The organism is Streptomyces sp. NPDC050433, from assembly GCF_044458565.1.
GTDB lineage: Bacteria > Actinomycetota > Actinomycetes > Streptomycetales > Streptomycetaceae > Streptomyces.
In genome coordinates this window covers 41,767-60,011 of record NZ_JBITIB010000027.1, presented here as the reverse complement: position 1 = coordinate 60,011, position 18,245 = coordinate 41,767, and the positions used below count along the sequence as shown (strand labels likewise).

At 68.6% G+C, this 18,245-nt stretch carries 17 protein-coding genes and 5 pseudogenes; 7 read left to right on the top strand and 15 right to left on the bottom strand.

Going from position 1 to position 18,245, the window contains the following annotated elements:
• The first annotated feature begins 326 nt into the window (after window positions 1–326).
• Together ACIBLA_RS28515 and ACIBLA_RS28510 are read left to right on the top strand one after the other, a co-directional pair.
• Complete coding sequence (locus ACIBLA_RS28515) at window positions 327–1,205, top strand: aldo/keto reductase (protein ID WP_363243595.1); 879 nt, start codon at window positions 327–329, stop codon at window positions 1,203–1,205.
• 471 nt (window positions 1,206–1,676) lie between these two features.
• Window positions 1,677–1,826: a hypothetical protein gene (locus tag ACIBLA_RS28510; RefSeq protein ID WP_399200296.1), complete on the top strand. Its 150-nt coding sequence runs from the start codon at window positions 1,677–1,679 to the stop codon at window positions 1,824–1,826.
• Between the two features lie 138 nt (window positions 1,827–1,964).
• On the opposite strand, the pseudogene ACIBLA_RS28505 reads toward ACIBLA_RS28510, so the two are convergent.
• The 5 genes and pseudogenes from ACIBLA_RS28505 to ACIBLA_RS28485 form a co-directional block, all read right to left on the bottom strand.
• Window positions 1,965–2,120, bottom strand: a pseudogene (locus ACIBLA_RS28505) (SDR family NAD(P)-dependent oxidoreductase); the annotation flags it as partial.
• Between the two features lie 160 nt (window positions 2,121–2,280).
• Window positions 2,281–2,415 (bottom strand): hypothetical protein, encoded by a 135-nt coding sequence (locus tag ACIBLA_RS28500; RefSeq protein WP_399200318.1) that lies wholly within the window; start codon window positions 2,413–2,415, stop codon window positions 2,281–2,283.
• 38 nt (window positions 2,416–2,453) lie between these two features.
• Window positions 2,454–2,516 (bottom strand): annotated as a pseudogene (locus ACIBLA_RS28495) (hypothetical protein); the annotation flags it as partial.
• Between the two features lie 93 nt (window positions 2,517–2,609).
• Window positions 2,610–2,924 (bottom strand): NAD(P)-binding domain-containing protein, encoded by a 315-nt coding sequence (locus tag ACIBLA_RS28490; protein ID WP_399200294.1) that lies wholly within the window; start codon window positions 2,922–2,924, stop codon window positions 2,610–2,612.
• A 15-nt stretch (window positions 2,925–2,939) separates the two neighbouring features.
• Window positions 2,940–3,681: pseudogene (locus ACIBLA_RS28485) on the bottom strand (SDR family oxidoreductase).
• 89 nt (window positions 3,682–3,770) lie between these two features.
• Here ACIBLA_RS28485 and ACIBLA_RS28480 point away from each other — a divergent pair.
• Window positions 3,771–4,379, top strand: coding sequence for a TetR/AcrR family transcriptional regulator (locus tag ACIBLA_RS28480; protein WP_363243599.1), 609 nt, complete (start codon window positions 3,771–3,773; stop codon window positions 4,377–4,379).
• 64 nt (window positions 4,380–4,443) lie between these two features.
• Here ACIBLA_RS28480 and ACIBLA_RS28475 read toward each other — a convergent pair whose 3' ends face one another.
• The 3 genes from ACIBLA_RS28475 to ACIBLA_RS28465 all read right to left on the bottom strand — a co-directional run bounded on the left by ACIBLA_RS28475 (window position 4,444) and on the right by ACIBLA_RS28465 (window position 6,736).
• Window positions 4,444–5,469, bottom strand: a complete 1,026-nt coding sequence (locus ACIBLA_RS28475; protein WP_399200293.1) for a cupin domain-containing protein — start codon at window positions 5,467–5,469, stop codon at window positions 4,444–4,446.
• 434 nt (window positions 5,470–5,903) lie between these two features.
• Entirely contained in the window at window positions 5,904–6,188 is a 285-nt protein-coding gene (locus tag ACIBLA_RS28470) for a hypothetical protein (RefSeq protein WP_363243601.1), read from the bottom strand.
• A 290-nt stretch (window positions 6,189–6,478) separates the two neighbouring features.
• A complete protein-coding gene (locus ACIBLA_RS28465; protein ID WP_399200292.1) occupies window positions 6,479–6,736 on the bottom strand; it encodes an AAA family ATPase in 258 nt (85 codons plus the stop codon).
• 1,009 nt (window positions 6,737–7,745) lie between these two features.
• On the opposite strand from ACIBLA_RS28465, the gene ACIBLA_RS28460 reads away from it, so the two are divergent.
• Window positions 7,746–8,474 carry a helix-turn-helix domain-containing protein gene (locus ACIBLA_RS28460; RefSeq protein WP_363243603.1) on the top strand — a complete coding sequence of 243 codons (729 nt, stop codon included), beginning with the start codon at window positions 7,746–7,748 and terminating at the stop codon, window positions 8,472–8,474.
• A gap of 195 nt (window positions 8,475–8,669) precedes the next feature.
• Here ACIBLA_RS28460 and ACIBLA_RS28455 read toward each other — a convergent pair.
• A pseudogene (locus tag ACIBLA_RS28455) lies at window positions 8,670–9,050 on the bottom strand (hypothetical protein); the annotation flags it as partial.
• A gap of 267 nt (window positions 9,051–9,317) precedes the next feature.
• Window positions 9,318–10,391: an alkene reductase gene (locus tag ACIBLA_RS28450; protein WP_363243604.1), complete on the bottom strand. Its 1,074-nt coding sequence runs from the start codon at window positions 10,389–10,391 to the stop codon at window positions 9,318–9,320.
• A gap of 405 nt (window positions 10,392–10,796) precedes the next feature.
• On the opposite strand from ACIBLA_RS28450, the gene ACIBLA_RS28445 reads away from it, so the two are divergent.
• The gene (locus tag ACIBLA_RS28445; protein WP_399200291.1) at window positions 10,797–11,696 is read left to right on the top strand and encodes a helix-turn-helix domain-containing protein; all 900 of its coding nucleotides are present in this window, start codon (window positions 10,797–10,799) and stop codon (window positions 11,694–11,696) included.
• 33 nt (window positions 11,697–11,729) lie between these two features.
• Complete coding sequence (locus ACIBLA_RS28440) at window positions 11,730–12,197, top strand: nuclear transport factor 2 family protein (RefSeq protein WP_363243606.1); 468 nt, start codon at window positions 11,730–11,732, stop codon at window positions 12,195–12,197.
• 370 nt (window positions 12,198–12,567) lie between these two features.
• Here the strand turns inward: ACIBLA_RS28440 and ACIBLA_RS28435 are convergent, their stop codons facing one another.
• Together ACIBLA_RS28435 and ACIBLA_RS28430 are read right to left on the bottom strand one after the other, a co-directional pair.
• Entirely contained in the window at window positions 12,568–13,176 is a 609-nt protein-coding gene (locus tag ACIBLA_RS28435; protein ID WP_363243607.1) for a TetR/AcrR family transcriptional regulator, read from the bottom strand.
• A 581-nt stretch (window positions 13,177–13,757) separates the two neighbouring features.
• A pseudogene (locus tag ACIBLA_RS28430) lies at window positions 13,758–13,971 on the bottom strand (hypothetical protein); the annotation flags it as partial.
• 74 nt (window positions 13,972–14,045) lie between these two features.
• Here ACIBLA_RS28430 and ACIBLA_RS28425 point away from each other — a divergent pair.
• On the top strand, window positions 14,046–14,708 hold the full coding sequence (locus ACIBLA_RS28425; protein WP_399200290.1) for a TetR/AcrR family transcriptional regulator: 663 nt from the start codon (window positions 14,046–14,048) through the stop codon (window positions 14,706–14,708).
• Window positions 14,709–14,758: 50 nt separating this feature from the next.
• On the opposite strand, the gene ACIBLA_RS28420 is transcribed toward ACIBLA_RS28425, so the two are convergent.
• The 3 genes from ACIBLA_RS28420 to ACIBLA_RS28410 all read right to left on the bottom strand — a co-directional run bounded on the left by ACIBLA_RS28420 (window position 14,759) and on the right by ACIBLA_RS28410 (window position 18,198).
• On the bottom strand, window positions 14,759–15,634 hold the full coding sequence (locus ACIBLA_RS28420; protein ID WP_399200289.1) for a hypothetical protein: 876 nt from the start codon (window positions 15,632–15,634) through the stop codon (window positions 14,759–14,761).
• A gap of 26 nt (window positions 15,635–15,660) precedes the next feature.
• Window positions 15,661–16,137, bottom strand: a complete 477-nt coding sequence (locus tag ACIBLA_RS28415) for a hypothetical protein (RefSeq protein WP_363243611.1) — start codon at window positions 16,135–16,137, stop codon at window positions 15,661–15,663.
• Window positions 16,138–16,305: 168 nt separating this feature from the next.
• Window positions 16,306–18,198: an alpha/beta fold hydrolase gene (locus ACIBLA_RS28410; RefSeq protein ID WP_399200288.1), complete on the bottom strand. Its 1,893-nt coding sequence runs from the start codon at window positions 18,196–18,198 to the stop codon at window positions 16,306–16,308.
• Window positions 18,199–18,245 lie beyond the last annotated feature (47 nt).

Below are 18,245 nucleotides of genomic sequence, written 5' to 3'. Positions count from 1 at the left end.
GTCCGCGGGGTGGTACGCTCGCATTCAGTACCGATCGATTCCGAACGTTGGCGCCTGTACGGGATCAGGTCCAGTGAACGCAGTCCGGCCGGTCACGGAGGGCTCCCGCGCATCGCCCACCGCACCAGCCGCCGTATCCGGGGCGGTGCCGCCCCGTCGGAGCTGGGTCCCACGCCTCGGGAGCGGGCGCCTCACAGGCCAACCTCGGCGAACGCGTCACCCCTCACTTCCGCGGACCGGGGCTTCGGCACATCTGCCCGTCCATGGCCGCACAGGGGCGCTCGGCGCCACGTAGAGCGACCGGACAACGAGAAGGGATGTCATTCATGCGACAGCGCACCATCGGAGATGTTCATGTCAGCGCCATCGGGCTCGGCGCCATGCTGATGTCAGTAGAAGGTCGCCCGGACGAAGAGCGCTCGATGGCCACGATCCACGCGGCTCTCGACGCCGGAGTGACGCTCATCGACACCGCCGACGCGTATCACCTTGGCGCTGAACTCGTCGGGCGTGACGAGACCGGCCACAACGAGGCACTCGTCAGGCGAGCTCTCACCTCATGGGGCGGTGACACCTCCGACGTACTCGTCGCCACCAAAGGAGGACACCTGCGCACCGGTGACGGCACCTGGATCCTCAACGGCCGCCCCGAGCATCTCAAGCAGGCGGCGAAAGCTTCAGCCGCCCGGCTCGGCATCGACACCATCGGTCTCTACCAGTTCCACCGCCCGGACCCTGACGTGCCCTACGAGGACTCGATCGGGGCATTGGGCGAACTGATCGACGAGGGCGTCATCCGCATGGCCGGTATCTCCAACGCCGACCCCACGCAGATCCGGCAGGCCAACGATGTCCTCGGCGGCCGTCTCGCGTCTGTGCAGAACCAGTTCTCCCCCGCCTTCCGGTCCAGCCGACCCGAGCTCGAACTCTGTGCCCAACTGGGCATCGCGTTCCTCCCCTGGAGCCCTCTCGGAGGTATGCGCCACGCGGGAGAGCTGGCCGAACGCCACGCGGCGTTCGCCGAGATCGCGAAGCAGCACGACGCCAGCCCGCAGCAGGTCTGCCTGGCGTGGGAACTCGCCCTGTCCCCTGCGGTCGTCCCGATTCCCGGCGCCTCGCGCCCCGAGAGTATCCGTGACTCTCTCCGCTCACCCGACCTGGCGCTCACCGCCGAAGAACTCGCGACACTGGACGCGAACGGCTGAAGACAGCCGCGTCAGGGTGCGGTCTGCCGGGCGAGGGCCGGGTCGTGACGCCGGGTATCGCCCGGCAGGGACATGCCCTTGAGGCGGCAATCACGCAGGATCCTCCTGTCGTTCCGTCACGACAACGCGTGTGCCGGCCGGGCCGGGTGGGGCCTGGCGATGGTGGTGTTCCTCTACCGGCCGATCCGGAGGCCGTTTCGACACAGCGCCCCTGACCCTGGGATCGGCCCCTCCCCGAGCCGGCCCCTCGCCGATGTTCCGGACAGTTGGAGGACATCCTGGCCGGCCTCCCCACCGAGCCGACAGCACGCGGCTGAACCGTGGAACGGATCGAGACCGATCCGCTGCCCGGATGGTCACTGGCACCGGCCCCGCCAGCGGTGATCAGTGCGAGGCCGACGTTTCTCAGCTGATTTCTGAAACCCGGCGTCGGCCGCTCGACACTCTCGACGGATACGCTTCCGGAGTTCGGTGCCGTCCGACAACACGGGTTTGGTCAGCCTGGGGACCGCCACGATCGACAGGTCCGAGGTCGACGGCTCCACGGCCCGCACCGTCGCCAAGACCTGCCGCGCGAACCTGACCGCCGAGGAGCTGTTGTTCCATCGGTCGCGGACGTGAGGGTGCCGTCGGTGGACGTGGACGACGGACTCCACGTATCGAGACCTGCGGTGCGGAGGCAGGGACCGCGTGTTCGATTCGCCGCCGTGTCAGGCCGGTTAAAAGTCGTCGGACTCAAGGCGCAGTCTTCCTCGCTATGACGCGCACGAATCGCGCGCCGAGCGCTGCCGCGGCCTTCTCGCCCCGCTCGACGTCGCGCGCGCCGATGTAGACGACGTGGCCCAATTCCTGAAGCTGTTTGGCTGCCTCGAAGCCGATGCCTTTGTTGGCTCCGGTGATCAGTGTGACGGTCACGGTTTTCCTCTCGAAGCATGCGGCCCGAGTGGGCCGTTGGGTTCGCTGTGCGACAGGTGGTCCGAGTGGGATGTCGCTCACGCTGTGCGTGGCTGCTCGCCCCTGACCGAGCGCGGAATCCCCGGACCGTTCTCCGGGGCGCCTACGCCGGTCCCGCGGATCAGCCGGTCATCTGCCGGAGCAGTTCGCCGGCGTCGTGCAGGGCCGTCATGTGCACGAACCGCCCGTCGCGGACTTGGTAGATGGCGTACTCGGTGATCTCGAACGAGGCGCCGACGGGGGCACTCCGAGCCACTCCTTCACCGGGGTACCGGTGTTGACCAGACGCGCGGCCAGCCGGTCATCGTCGAAGAGCAGTTCCTTGAGCTCCCAGTGGAAGTCCGGAACCGCGTCCACGTCGTGCTTCTGGACCGCGAGGAGGTCGTGCGGGTGGCCGACTCACCGTTCAGGGTGGTCCGGTCGTTGATGAACTCGTCCATGCCGTCGAACTCATGGGCATTGAGCGCCTTGATGTAGCGCAGGTAGAACGCGCGGGCCCGGGGCGGTGCGCCAGGAATCGTTCAGCGGGCTGTTGTCCACGGTGCCGAAACCGAACTGGTCGTACAGCCGCCTCGCGAGCTCGACGGCTTCCGCGGCATCCGCGCCGCGTGCGGCACGTGCTGACGGGCCGAGTTCGGCGAAAAGGCTCTTCAGGGTCTCGGGCCCCCGCGAGTTCGCGATGACGACCTTGTAGCCGTGCCCCATTGCCGCGCGGGCGATCTGGCTGCCGATCTCGCCCGCGCCGATGATCCCGATCGTCGTCATGGGTGGCTCCGCCTCTCAGATCTGGTTCAGGCCGCCGTCGACGTACAGGCTCGAACCGGTGATGAAGCCGCTCTGTTCGGAGGCGAGGAAGGTCACGGCGGCAGCGATCTCCTCGGGGCGCCCGAGCCGGCCTAGAGGCACACGCGCGGCCAGTTGCTCCTTGAAGCGCTCAGGGGTGGGGGTGGGCGCCGACACGGCAGGGGTGTCGGTCGGGCCGGGCGTGACGGTGTTGACCCGGATGCCGCGCCCCTTGAGTTCGTTGGACCAGGTCCGGGAGAACGAACGGGTGGCGGCCTTGGTCGCCGCGTAGACGCCGAGCGCCTGGTCGCCGACGTCCGCGTTCGTGGAGCCGTTCAAAATGACCGAGGCGCCCGTCGTTGAGCAGTGGCAGAGCCTTCTGAACGGTGAACAGCCTGCCCCGGACGTTGATACCGAAGAGGGTGTCGAAGTGCTCCTCGGTGACCTGCTCAAGCGGCACGAGCGAGGCGGTGGAGGCGTTCGCGAACAGGACGTCCGGGCCCCGCCCCCGGCTGCGGATCGTCTCGTAGAGCCGGTCCAGGTCGGCGAGGTTCGATATGTCGCCGCTCACCCCGGTGACCGCTGAACCGATCACTTCGACGGCCGCGTCGAGTTCGGTCTTGCGCCGGCCGGTGATGAACACGTGCGCGCCCTCGACCGCCAGCTGTACGGCACTGGCCAGGCCGATTCCGGCGCTGCCCCCGGTGACGAGAGCGGTCTTGCCCTCAAGTAGTTCCACGCGAACAACCTCCCCGAACTTCTGCGGCGATCGCTACAGAAGTCGACGCTAGCACTTCTGCAGCGATCGCTGCGAGGTAGGCTGCGGGGGTGGAGACGAAACGGAGCGGCCCCATCGGTCGGCCGCGAGGATTCGACGCCGACGAAGCTCTCGAGCGCGCCATGCTGGTCTTCTGGGAGCACGGCTACGAGGGGGCGAGCCTGACCACCCTGACGGACGCGATGGGCATCTCCAACACCAGCATGTACGCGGCCTTCGGCAACAAGGAGGAGCTGTTCCGCAAGGCCCTCGACCGCTACACCGAAGGCCCGAGCGCCTACCTGGTCCGGGCCCTGCAGGAGCCGACCGCCCTCGGCACCGCCACCGCGATCCTGGCCGGCACCATTCGCACCACCACTCTCCCGGCCCACCCCCACGGATGCCTGGGCGTCCAGGGCGCCCTGACCGCCAGCAACGCAGGCCGGGACGTCCGTGACCTCCTCGTAGCCTGGCGCAACGACGACTACTCCCGCATACGGGAGCGGTTCCAGCGAGCCGTCGACGACGGCGACCTGCCTCCAGAGACCGACCCGGGACTCCTGGCCCGCTTCGTCACCACCTTCGCCTACGGCATCGCCGTACAGGCCGCGAGCGGTGTCGGCCGCGACGAACTCCAGGAGATGACAGACGCCGTCCTGCGCAACTGGCCGCCCTCCTGAACGCGCCCCACGTTCCCGTCACGGGCCCGAGTCGATCATTCGTCAGATCGTCGGTCCCGGGGGCTCAGCTCGCCCCTGCCCCTGCCCCCACCCGTGGCCCCGGTCGACCTGGTCCCGCGTGGCCCGCTTCCGCAGCCTCTCGAGGCTGATCCCGGTCACCTGCGGTGGGAGCGGACCGATGTGCGGCCTGCACCCGATACCGCCCCGGCGTAATACCGAACTCCCTTTCGAAGGCGTGTGAGAGTGCATACGGACTGCCGTAGCCGACTCGGCCGGCGATGGTGGCCAGGGTTTCTGGGGTATCGCGGAGCATGGTGGCGGCGAGGATCACGCGCCACCAGGTGAGGTACGTCATCGGAGGGCGGCCGACCAGGGTGGTGAACCGGCGCGCCAGGGTGGGGCGGGAGACGCCCGCCTCCGCGGCCAGGCTGTCGTTGCTCCACGGCGCGGCCGGGTGGGAGTGCATCGCCCGCAGGGCGGCGGCCGTCACCGGGTCGCCCAGTGCGCCGGGCCAGGCACCGCTGGTGGCGTCGGCCATCCAGGAGCGGATCATGTAGACGAGGAGGAGGTCGAGCAGGTTCGGGAGCGCCACACAGGAGCCGGGCCGGATCTCGTCCAGCTCACCGGCGAGCAGGTCGATGGCGGCGCGGAGTTCGAGGTGGCTGCCCACTCGGCTGGGGAGGTGGACGACCTCGGGCAACTCTGCCATGAGGGGGTGCATGCGGCTGCAGTCGAGCCAGTACGTGCCGCAGAGTATCTCCGTCTCGTTGCGATCAGGCCGGGCTCCCGGCCCCGTCCCCCCGAGCCACTGCTCGAACGGCACCGCTTTCTCCTCCGCGACCGCCGCGTCGACAGGGGAATCGGCGATCACATGGCCCGCACCATGAGGCAGCAGCACCGCGTCACCCACGCCGAGAGTCACCCGGGCGCCGCCGTCGGTCAGCAGCCAGCAGGTGCCCTTCAGTACGACGTAGAAGCCCGCACCGTCGTACGGCTCCAGCCGCGCACACCAGCTCCCACTCGTCCGCACCCGGTGGGACCAGGGGTGCCCGAGGTGCACCACAGAGATCGCGTCGCTCACCACATCCATCCACCCAGGATATCTCCCGCATGAGAGACGGATACGTATTCGAATGGGCTGGATGTGCATCGAGAGGGTCGTTCGACCACGCCGGCGTGGCTCCGCTCGCACTCGTTGGCACACTCGTCCTCGGGCAGGCTGTGAACACCGCCGGGCCCGCAGAAGCCGTCAGCACGGTGAGGACGACAACCCGTCCACGCTCGGCCGCGCCCTTGTCGGCGGCGCCGACCCGAGCGTCATCAGGGAACCGACGAACGGGCCGTCGGGCTGCCCGCCGTCGCCGCAGTCGTCGGCGCCACGGCCCTGGTCGCCGATACGTACGGCCCGCGGACGCTTTCGGCCGCGAACGCCTCCATCCGTACGCTCGCTGCCCGGCACCGGGCCAACAACACGAACGCCGCGACGCGTTGGGGCAGCGGATGGCAGACCGCGCCGTGGGCGTACTACACCGCACTGGCCGGCTGGCTCTTCTGGGACCGGCGAACGCCTCCGAGCGCGATCACCTGGCCGCCACGATGATGCCGGGCCAGGCGAGCCGGGTCCACGCCGCCTCGCGCGGCCAGATGGTGCGCGAGAGTGGCGCGCAGAAACTGCCTGGACGTCGGGCCCGCCTCCTCCCACGTCAGCAGCCGCGCGGTGACCGCCGCGTCGACCAGAAGAAGTGGTTCGTTCGGCGGCTCGTCCTGGATCTCGGCGAGAACTCCGATGTCGAGCCACTCGCCATCCACGGCGGCGCTCCGAAGCAACACCCTTACTGGATCGGGCAGTTCAGCCAGCCGGAAAAGGGCCCTGCCGCGCACGGCTGTGGGCACCCTGGCCAGCGGTCCAGTGCGCCGATCGGGCGGGAGTTAGAGCAGCTCACCCCGCGTGAAGGTCGTCGGCGGTTCACACAGCGAGCGGCACAGCGATGTGGCCGTCTGGGACAGCATCGACAAGCCGCGTCAGCAGCGAGTGGAGTTCCGGCGGCGCCGAGTCGAGCCTTTCGAGCACTGTCTCTGCACCTCCCCGCACCGCGTTCTCAGGGGCTCCCTGTCGCAGAGCTTTGAGGAGTCGCGGCCGGGGAGGGCCGTGGGCCTCCCCCGTTCTGTACGGGCACCTGACCACCGTCGACGCGGGCCACGGTGAATCCCGAGGCGCGCGAGCGGACCACCGCCTCGTCCAGCAGCCGGGTCTTGCCGGAGCCCGACTCGCCAGAGAGCACCGCCCACGTGGTACGCCCTGCGGCGGCGGTCGCCAGGACGGCCGCGAGCTCGGCGGTCTCCTCGGCCCGCCCCACCAGCGGAGCGGAGAGTGGACCGGGTCTACCGGCAGGGAGACGTCGGCGGGAGAAGGGCGGAACTCGTTGAGAATCTGGCTGTCGTGACGCACGATCGCGAGGTGCAGACGGCGATCGGCACGATGAGGCCGCCCCGCCGCCGCGGCCATGCTGTCCGGCAGGCGTTTTGAACCGGGCGGGCGGCTGATGCGTTGTGGGTGGCGATGGAGTCGAGTCGGCGACAGCTGCCGACGTCATGAGAACCTCAAGCAGGCTTGCCCCTTTTGTCACTTAGTGACAATATGACCGCGTGACAGCACGGCGTCGACCCTACTGTCGGCGCCAACCCGGTCGACCGACGCCGACGGCAGCCGAAAACACGCCCGAAAACGCTTCCCATCCGCATCGCCACGCGGACGGTCCGGCGCCGAATGAGCCGCTCCGGCCGCACGACAGACCGCACTTACCACCCGACCCTCGCCCCCCGCCCTCCCCGTTGGTTTTCTTTGGGGGCAGGTGCTTGTTTTCCGGGACCCGGAGGAAAAGCGGCACCACACAGGGCGAAGACGCCGTGGCATCCCCACGGTGGTGGCGGTGCCCCCGTTCAGTCCGTTCCGCGTCGAAAAGCGGCGCCTTCCGCAGTTGGCCACACGTTTTCCCGTGGCTTCGCGCGCGCCGCTCCCGTCGGCCCAGCCGAGGCCGACCGGACACGTCAAGAGGCAAGAAGAGCGAGTGATGGCACCCATCCTGAAACGCGAGGCCGACCGCCGGCGGGCGCCGGAGGCCAAGGGCTTCCTTTCTTGACATCAGCCGTCGTCGACTTTTCAGGAGTGACGGGCGGCTCGGTGAACTTCGCCATGAGCGGCGGCCTGGGGGCCGATGCGGTGCCCGCGCCAGGACGCGGGTGATCTTTCATCTGCCCCCCGAGGCGACACTGGCGTCACTTACTGCCATTATGGCATTTACTGCATAATGGTGAACAGGGAACGGAGGGGCGGGTGTGGCATCGGCCAAGCCAGGCGGGGGCGGGATGAGTGACAAACGGCGTCATCGTGTGCGGCTGGAGATCTCACGGGAAGCGTCCCGCTTGTTCTGGGAACAGGGCGTGGACGCGACCAGCGGTGAACAGATCGCCGAAGCCGTCGGTCTGTCGGTACGTACCATCTGGCGCTACTTCCACGGCAAGGCGAGCTGTGTGGAGCCCATCGTGACGCGGGGCGTGGCTTGGGAGATGGCCATGTTGCGGAGTTGGCCGCGGCGCCTTTCCCTTGAAGAGCATGTCGCCGCGGAAGGCGTCAGGTATGAGCGTGAAGCCATTCCCGTCGAGCGGGCCGACGACTTGCTCGCGGTGAAGATGATTCGGTTGGCCGACATAGAACCAGGCATTCGCACCGCCTGGCTGATGGCCTGCGACCAGGTGGAGCGCGAGATGGTCGAGATCATCGCGCTCCGGCTGCGGCTCCCGGCAGACGACATCGAAGTACGCCTGCACGCCGCGGCGGCCTCGGCTGCTCTGCGAGTCATCAACGAGGACATCGGCGCGGCTCTTCTGGAGGGTGTTGATCCCAAGGAGTTCGCCGACGCCCCCGACCGTGTCGCGCGGGCTGTTCGCAGAGCCACCGGAGGAGCCGTAGGAGACCCGGTCACCGCTGATCGGCACTCGTCGAGGGCGGCAGCGGAGCCAGTGCTCCAGCGCCGGCCCCTGTCTGCTGACATACGGCGCCACGCGGGTGAGGCGCCCCCCGGAGCGTGGACATGAGGGATCATGCTGCGAGTGTGGGTTTGCGTTCTCTCTGCTGTTGTTGTTCGAACTCGGCTGGCGAGTAGCACTTGAGAGCGCTGTGGCGCCTGACGTGCGTTGCAGTAGGCGAGCCGCTGGAAGATCTCCAGCCTTGACGGGTCTTCGCGCCGGCGCGCCACCGGTAGTAGCCCGAGCGCGAGACCCGAAGGACCCGACTCCGAGCCGGCGACCGTCCACGACGTCGACGTCGTCCTTGTTCGCGCCGGTGAACGCGGCTACTTCCGGCCGTGCCAGTCGAGCTCCGCCCCCGCAGAAAGACGCGGCCCGCTTGAGCACCTCGTTCGCACGACGCAACTCACGGTTGTCCTGCTCCCGCACCCGCTGCCCCTCGACCGTGCTCACGCCCAGCGTGACGCCGTCGTCGATGTCGGCCTGCTTCACCCGAATCCGCGCCGACTCGACCCCGTAACCGAGCTGCGTCGAGACGCGCTGCACCGTTCCCTGCGTCACCCCGAGCTCCGCGCGCAGCGTCCTCACCCTCCGCACCGCGGCGGCCTTCTCTAGGAGAGCGCGCCCAGCGGGTCCCCCGTACACGCAGTAGCTGTATCGTCCTGGGACCTGGCCGGGGTGTCGACCTTGCCAGCCGTCGCCGCCCGCGAGTGGATGCCGCAGCGTGGAGGGCGAGTGCACGGCTTCCCGCCCGGTCGCCACAGAAAGGTTCCCGCACGGGTGAACTCTGCCCGTCGATATGCCGTAGCGGAACTGGATGCCGGGGGTACGCACACCCTTCTGCTGCCTGGTCACCCCCTACAAGGAGCAGTTGCAGCGGCATCCACGCCCTCCCACCTCAGGAAGGCCGGCTCAGGCCGTGTGCTGGTAGGCCGGGTAGGTCAGATAGCCGGCGTCGCCGCCCTGGTAGTACGTGGCCGCGTCCACCGGAGCGATCGGGAGTCCCGTGCGCAGTCGCTCGACCAGGTCGGGGTTGGCGAGGAAGCCGCGGCCGAAGCTGATGAGGTCCGCTCCCAGTCCCAGCCAGTGATCGGCGTCCTCCCGTCCTGTCTGCTTCGCCCCCATCGGGACCACCGGATTCATGAGCAGGGTGCCCGGCCAGGTGCGGCGCAGGCCGACCAGGATTTCCTCGTCGGCAGTGGCCTCGATGTGGACGTAGGCGAGCCCGAGGGGCGCGAGCTCGGTCAGCAGCGCGGTATAGAGCTCGGGAACGTCGGCCTCCTCGACACCCCAGAACGCCCCGGCCGGGGAGAGACGGATGCCGGTCCGGTGCGCGCCGACGGCTTCGACCGTCGCGGACACCGCCTCGACGGCGAAGCGGATCCGGTTGGCGACCGGGCCGCCGTAGCGGTCGGTGCGCAGGTTGGCGTTGGAGGAGAGGAACTGCGAGATGAGGTAGCCGTTGGCGCCGTGCAGTTCCACTCCGTCGAAGCCGGCGTCGAGGGCGCGGCGGGCGGACCGGGCGTAGGACAGGGCGTGTTCGGGCACTTCGGCCGTTTCCAGGGCGCGCGGCGTCGGCGCGGCTTGGAGCCCGGTCGGCGTGAACACCTCCCCGACGGCGGGGACGGCCGAGGGTCCGACCGGCGTCATGCCTGTGGTGTCGGGGTGTGAGACGCGTCCGCCGTGCATGAGCTGGGCGAAGATCCGCCCGCCGTTGGCGTGCACGGCGGCGGTCACCGGCCGCCACGCGGTGACCTGCTCGTCGGTGTGGAGCCCCGGCGTACCCGGGGCAGCCTGGCCGACCGGAGTCGGCTGGACGCCCTCGGACACGATGAGGCCGGCGGTGGCCCGCTGGGCGTAGTACGTCGCCATCGACGGTGTGGCCAGACCGTCGGCGGTGGCGCGGACCCGTGTCATCGGGGCCATCACCATCCGGTTGGGCAGCGTCAGGTCGCCGAGCTGGTAATTGCCGAAAAGGGACGTCACTTCGGAGCTCCTTTATGGTCCGCGGCACGGATTTCAACCCGCCACGGTTTGATGACATATAACCTGACGTGGTGTCAGAGGAGAGAGGAAATTTGCCGCGGGATCACAGGGATCAGCCGGGCATGCCAATCGGCGTCGTAGGCCGGGGTGAGCGTCCGTTCCCTGCGCCGTTACGAGGATCCGGCGAGGACAACTCCGATACCGCACTGGGACACAGGGCACAGGGGCATGAAAAGCTGTCCGCGTACTTTGAAAGACCTCATACGCACCAGGGACGTTCTCGGCACCACATCAGGACCCTCACCACCATGACGCCTGGAGGGAGTGGCGTCCAGACCACAGCCTAGGTCCAGCTGATCCCCCCTCAGCGTCCTCGCGGTGCCGTACGCGCGCCACACTGGGGGCATGGGCCAGAACGTCGAACTCGGAGAATTCCTCCAGTCCCGCAGGGCGAGGCTTCGCCCTGCGGACGCGGGCTTGAGTCCAGGCAGCGGTCCGCGTCGAGTACCAGGACTCCGCCGGGAGGAGGTCGCACTTCTGGCCGGGGTGAGCACCGACTACTACGCGCGCCTGGAACAGGGCCGCAACCGGCATGTATCGGACTCGGTCTTGAACGCGGTCGCTCGCGCCTTACGGCTCGATCCCGTCGAGCAGGGCCACTTGAGGAAACTTGCCCGGCCACCTGTCTCCGGCGGGGGTCGTCCTTCGTCCGTGGCGCGTGTACGGCCCGAGGTCCACCACATGCTGGACGTCCTCAACGACGTCTCCCCGGCATTGGTTGTCAACCACCGGCGGGACGTACTCGCCTCGAATCACCTTGCGCGTGCGCTGTTGGCCGACTTCGACGCCCTGCCCAGTCGCGAACGCAACATAGCCCGCTTCACCCTGCTCGACCCGGCCGCGCGCACGCTGTACAGGGACTGGGAGGCTGTCGCGGAGGGCTTCGTGGGCGCTCTCCGGCTGTCGTCGGGGCAGCACCCCGACGACCGGCTCCTCAACGAACTCATCGGTGAATTCTGCGTGAAGGTACCTGAGTTCAACCGCTGGTGGGCCGCCCACCAGGTACGCCAGTGCAGCCACGCCGACGAGCGGTTCCTGCACCCTGTGGTGGGCGAGATGACCCTTCATCACGAAGCGCTGACATTGCCCGTCGACGCCGGCCAGACCTTCTGCATATACACCGCACAGACCGGGACAGCCTCTCAGCAGGCCTTGCGCCTGCTCGCGAGCTGGACCGCCCCCGATCACGCGCCGGCCTCGCCTCACACCGCGGTCGACGAGCGTGAGCGGGATCGCCGCACCTGAGCACGGCGCCGTCGCCCCGTCCGCCCCCGGTGCATGTCGGTCGCCGCCACCATTCGCCAAATTTCGGCACTAGGAGAAGAAATGCCAAGCCCTGACCTTCGGCGAGCCTCATTCGAGGAGTTCCTCGACGGAATGCACCACGCGGACGTCACCAAGATTTCCCGTCGACTGGCTGAGAATGTGGTTCTGAACAGCCCCATCCTCGAAGAGGCCATTTCGGGTCGCGAAAAAGCCACAGCGCTCCTTGAGAAGCTCTCCTCGCTCGCTGACGATTTCACCGTGCACCAGATCCTCGTCGGCGAGACCCAGCTGGCGGCGTCCTTCGGGCTGCGGGTCGGCGAGACCGCCCTGGACGGCATTGACTACGCACGATTCGACGCGGACAACAACATCGTGGAACTGTCCGTGTACTGGCGACCCCTTCCACGCATCGTGGAGATGCAGCAACATTTCGCGTCCGCCCTTGGAGCCCCCGCATTGGAACTGGTGATCAAGGAGTGAGCCTTCTCCGTCCTCGGTCGGCGGTTGACGGTCTGCCGACCTGTTGAAAGCGTCCCCGTCGACTGCGGCGGGGAACGCGGAGCGAGCGTGCCCCGGCGCCCTGACGTCTCTCAGGGTGTCCCGTGGTCCTCTATGGATCACGGGACAGCCCATTGTTTGCCCAGCACGTGACGTCGGCTTCGGCGAGAGTGCCGCCCCCGCCGACGGGCCCGGCGATGTCGTGGACCGCGTCGCCCGCGACATCACCGCCCTGCCCGAGGGCGTGACCGCCACGGTAAAGCACGCCCTCGCCACCAAGGGCCTGGCCGGGGGCCTCCTGCCGGAGCACGAGGCCCGGGCCGGCCAGCTCGCCCGCGTCCCGGGGCGCCGGTCAGCGCACCAGGCGTTCGATCAGCGTCTGCCAGGCGTCGCCGAGAAACACGCTGATCTCCGCCGCAGCGTTGTCGCCGATCTCCGGCTGTGAGAAATACAGCAGGAGGGGCCCCTCCAACGCGGCGGTGAGCTGGATCGTCACGCCGTCCAGTCCCGGTATCGCCGCTGCCTGACGGAGCAGCACGCGGATGTGGAGCTGGGACACCGACGGGTTGCCGACCGGCTCGGGCCGGTTGCGGTGGAAGGAGGCCCGCGCGATGGCGTGGCGGTCGAGGAGAAAGTCGATGCGGGCGCGGCCGTAGGCGACGAGGCGCTCAACGGGTTCGGCGCCGGGCCCCAGTGGCGGAGGTCCGGACAGCACTTGCTCCTGGAACCGGATCTCGTCGTCCTCCAGGAGCGCCCGGAAGATACCGGCTCTGGTGCCGAAGCGGCGGAAGACGGTGCCCTTGCCGAGTCCGGCACGCTCCGCGAGTCCGTCCATCGTGACCGAGTCCACTCCGCCCTCCGCGATCATGTCGCGCACGGTTCGCAGCAGGCGCTCCCGATTTCGTATCGCGTCGGCGCGTTCACCGCGCGGCTTCCCGAAGGGGACCACAGGCACATTCACAGGTTCAACCTACCTCCGGAAATTTAAGCGGGGTGAAGTCCGATTATGCTGGGGAGAGCCGTGACCTGTTCCGTCTGGACGCCAGCATCGTTCCCGGCGTCTCCGCCAGTGCCGAGATCGCCGACCTCGCCGAGGCCGAGTGGGTCGCGGCGCACCCCGGCCCAGCGCAAGGCCCTCGCCCTGGCCTCGGTAATGGCCGACGAGGTGCAGAACGCCGACGCCGCGATCTTGAAGGTGGGAACGAGGAAGACAACGATGCTCCCTACGGGATGCCCAGAGCGCCGGATTTCCTGGCAGGTCGCGCGAAGCGTGAAGGGAGGCAGAGTGACGGAGCGGTGAGCCGCTGCACCCTGCGGACACGAAAGACTGCCCCTGCCAGGCGCCGTGGCGTGCGTCACAGGACGTCCTGCTCTGTGGGAGGACGCGCTCCCCTCTCAAACCTACCGATCTGACCTGCGAGAACATGCCCTTGCTCGGGAATCTCGTGGTACTGCGGGCGCTGTTCTCCTAGTGGTTGAGCGAGACACATGAACCCGACCAACGACGCCGTCATGAAGTTCCTGGCGCTGCCCGACGCCCCGTCAGGCCGTGAGTTCCAGAACGCGGACTCGGCTCCCCTGCCCACCGACGGGATCCGTGGTCGCGATGATCGCTCCGTCGGGGGCGGTCCGGGGTCGGTTGCGCCGCGTGCCGGCTGGGTGCCGCGGCCGGCGCTTTCTGCCGCGCCACCGCCAACGCCGCGGCAAGGTCGAGATCGAGAACCGTGACGCCGGGCAGCGCGGCCAGATGCTCCGCCTATCGCGCTGGCATTCAACGTCACTAAATGTCACTATGGCACTCTAGGGAGGCGTGGAGTAAGGAGCGGCGAGATGGCCGACGAGGCATCGACCAAACGCAGCGTGGGTGGGATGAGTGAGCGTCGGCGGCACCGCATCCGATTGGAGATCTCCCGAGAGGCATCACGTCTGTTCTGGGATCAAGGCGTGGACGCGACCAGCGGCAACCAGATCGCCGATGCCGTCGGTCTGTCGACCCGCACGATCTGGCGCCACTTCCGCAGCAAGGAGAGCTGTGCCGAACCCATTGTGATGGAGGGGGTCGAGCTGGAGATGTCCACTCTGCGCAGCTGGTCTCCGGAGCTCTCGCTCGAGGACCACTTCCTCGCGGAATCGAGGAAGATCGGCCGAGAGGCCGATCCGGTGGCGGTGGCTGACAGCGTACTCGCGATGAAGATGATCCGGCTCGCCGACAGCGAGCCGGCCATCCGTACAGCCTGGCTGATGGCCTGCGACCAGGTGGAACGGGAGATGGCGGAGATCATCGCGCGACGACTCCAGCTTCCGGCCCAGGACATTGAGGTACGCCTGCACGCCGCGGCGGCCTCCGCCACACTGCGGGTCATCAATGAGGATGTGGGCGCGAGCCTCCTGGAAGGCGCCGATCCTCGCCAGTTCGCGGACACCTCTGCCCGCATCGCACATGCGGTCCGCAGGGCTACCGGCGGAGCGGTAGGAGACCCGGTCACTGTCTGAGTCGACACCCAAGGGCTGTCCCGTGATCCCCGGCGGGCGCACGACGACAGCTACGGCACTTCGCCGCGTTGTCGGATCGTCCGAATACGCACCGTATGAGAACGACCCTCCACCTTGCGACGGGGGATGCCGAGGCCTCTCGCCGGTCGGGATGCGGAGGCGGCCGAGCGCCACGGGACCACCACGGGGTTGACCACCGCATACGCCGAGAGCCGGTGTCCGGAGTCGAGGAAGTCATGTAAGGCTCCCGTCACATCGCCCTCGGCGGCGCGCAGGCTCCCACAGGCGTAGAGAAAGCGACTCAGTGCCCAGGAGTCCGTCGCTTCGTGCAGGTCGACGCTCCGAACGAGGCGCCACGCGTCCTTGAAGCTGCCCATCTCGGTGAGTGCGTGCAGTGCGTGGGAGTTGGCGCTGGTGGGACCTGGCCGTCGAGTGGTGGCAGCCGTCGCCGCGTGTTCCGTGAGCAGCAGTTCGTGGTCTCCGCGCAGCGCGGCGACCTCGGCTCGCACGCCGCGCAGCATCTGCGCGGCCGGGTGCAGAAGTGTCGGGGACAGTTGCCTCACCCCGCGTTCGGCCAGACTTTCCGCCTCCCGCGGACCGTCCGCCCATAGGGTGACCGTGGCGGCGGTTCCCAGGAGGAAGGGCTCCAGAAGTTCGTCCGCGGGCTCGTTCAGCATGACCCGCAGTCGCGCCGTCGCGCCGGCGGCGGAGAGCTCTCCGGCCATGGCCGCGTGCCGGACCAGCAGAGCCCGCCCGGCGACATCGACTGCTCCTGTCGCGTCTGCGGAGCCGTCCAGGAGCCTGCGATATCCCGCCGCGCGCACGTTCTGATCCTGATCGGCGAGCAGAATGGCTGCGGTCCGGACGCTTTGGGCCGCCACCGGATGCCCGGTGAGTTCCCGCTCCGCTTCACACAACAGGCTCATGGCCTCACGCGCTCCACCCCGTCCCGTCAGTGCGGTGCCCAGCGCGATGGCCGTCCCCGCCCGGTCATGAGGCTCGGCTGCCATGAGCAGTGCTTCGTGGAGCCGCTGGATCCCCGCCGAGGTGTTGCCGGACGTGTACTCCTGAAGGAGCGACTGACTGCTTCCCGGAGCTCCGCCGGCCAGTCCCCGAGTACGGCGTCGCGCAGCCGGGGATGGGCATACCGCAGCGAACCGTCCGTGTTCTCGCTCAGGACGCCGAGGCGTGTCATCGCCGCGAGCCAGCCGAGCGTACGCGCCGGGTCGGTGCCGGACGCCCCGGTGAGCAACTGCACCAACTCCCGGCCCGGCTGCCGCAGCCCGTCGCGGTCCGCGACCGCGAGCGCGCGTGCCACGTGGGGGGCCGTTCCGGCGCTGCCCAGCCACCAGCCGACCGCCGCCGGGTATGCCCCCGGACAGAGCGCGGCCGACGTCTCGGGAAGGGGCGAGGCACGGCTGTCTCCCACATCTTCCAGGAGGGCGGAGCGGCCGGTTCCCCGGGACGGGCTGCCAGATTGTGTACTTCATAATCCAGAATGGTGTGGTCGTCCCGGTCGGCGCGGCGTTCAACCGGGGTTGACCAGTCCCTCACGCTACTCGCGGCGTGGTCACCGCTCTCCGCGGCCGGACGGGGGTTACGTCTCGTTCCGGCCGTCTCCGATGTGCTTGCGGAAGAAGCACTCCACCGCGCTGGACAGGGCGATCAGGTTCTCCGGGTTCTCGATGGCGTGGCCTTCGTCCGCCATGAGCATGTACTCGACCGGGATCCCACGCTCGCGGAGAGCGTCGACCATGTTGTCGGACTCGCCTTGTACCACTCGGGCGTCGTTGGCGCCCTGGCCGATGAGCAGTGGTGCGCGGACCTGGTCCACCCGGCTGATGGGTGAACGGGCGCGCATGTCGGCTGCCTGTCGCGGGTCCGCGGGGTCGCCGACGTAGCGGTACCAGTTGGAGGCGAGGGCAGGCCGGACGAAGGCAGGCTGGTTGCGCAGGAAGTTTTCGAGGTCGGAGATGCCGACGATGTCGACCGCGGCGGCGAAGACGTCGGGTGTGAAGGTGACGCCGACCAGTGCCGCGTAGCCCCCGTAGGAGGCGCCCATGATCGCCACCCTGCCCGGGTCCGCGTACCCCCTCTCGAAGGCCCAGTTCACACCGTCGATGAGGTCGTCGTGCATCTTGCCGGCCAGTTCCCCGATGCCGGCCTGCGTGAACGCCTTGCCGTACCCGGTGGAGCCGCGGAAGTTCACCTGCAGCACGGCGTATCCACGGTTGGCGAAGAGCTGGACGACGGGACTGTAACCCCAGCTGTCCCGCGTCCAGGGGCCTCCGTGCACGAGCAGGACCAGCGGCAGCCGACGCGGCTCGATCCCGACCGGCAGAGTCAGGTAGGAGGGGAGCACGAGACCGTCCCGGGAAGGAATCGTCACTGGTGTCATCGGCGCCGACTGCCCGGGATCGAGGTGCCCCCTGGGCCGGAAGAGCAGGCGGCTCTCGCCCGTGGCGTGGTCGTACAAGTAGGTGACTCCGGGATCGCGGTCGTGGACGAAGGTGACGACCCACCGCCGCTCGCTCTCGTCGGACGAGATGTCGCCCAAGTCGCCGTCGGACAGCTTCTCCAGATTCTTCAGGACCTCGGCGAAATGCCGATCCAGCGCGTGGATCACCTGTCGTTCTCCGAGATATCGGACTCCGATGAGCTCACCGGTGCGCCGACTGCGGATGAGCGGCGACGGCAGACGGGGGAAGGCGCCGGCCCGCGTGTCCAGATCGTGGACCGGGTGGGAGTCGACTTCCGTCTCCTCGCCCGTGGCCGGGTCCAGCCGTACGAGGCGGAGTTGGTCGGTGCCCCGGTACGAACCGACCAGCACGCCGGTGCCGTCGGCGGTGGCCTCCATCGGATACACGCCTACCGGATAGTCCGCGCCGTCGAACAGCGCGACCTGGCTCAGGGTCTTCGTCGCCTCGTTCCAGCGCGAGAGCCGAAGGTCCCCCTCCTCGGTCATCTCGGTGACGAAGGGGTCCCCGTTGCCGCCGTGGAGAAGGCCGGTGGTGGCGCCGCCGGGACTCGTCGCCAGGGTACGGAGGTCACCGGTCGCGATGTCCAGTTCGAAGAGGTCGAACTCGGCGGGCGTCCGGGTGTTCGCGGAAAAGACCGCCTTTCCCGGCCGCGCGGCGGGCAGCGCCAGATCCGCGATGCGCGCGCCGGGGAAGGGGGTGAGGTTGATCGCCGCGACGTCAGGGGCGTCGAGGTCGACGCGGTACAGGTGACAGTTCTCGTCGCCTCCCTGGTCCCGGGTGTAGAGCAACCACCGCGGATCGTCCGTCCAGTAGTAGCTGAGCAGGCCGCGGTCCTCGGCGGTGACCCGCCGCGCGTCCCCGGGCGCGTCGACGCCCTCGATCCACAGGTTCATCCGGTTCTCCCAGGGGGCCAGGTAGGCGATCCTGGTGCCGTCCGGTGAGAGGGAGGCACTCGCACGCACGGGTGGGGCGAAGAGTTCCTCAACGGTCACGGTCCTCGGCAGTGCCATGGGGTCCTTCCTGCGGCGGGCCTGAGCGTGACGGGGCGACAAGATCC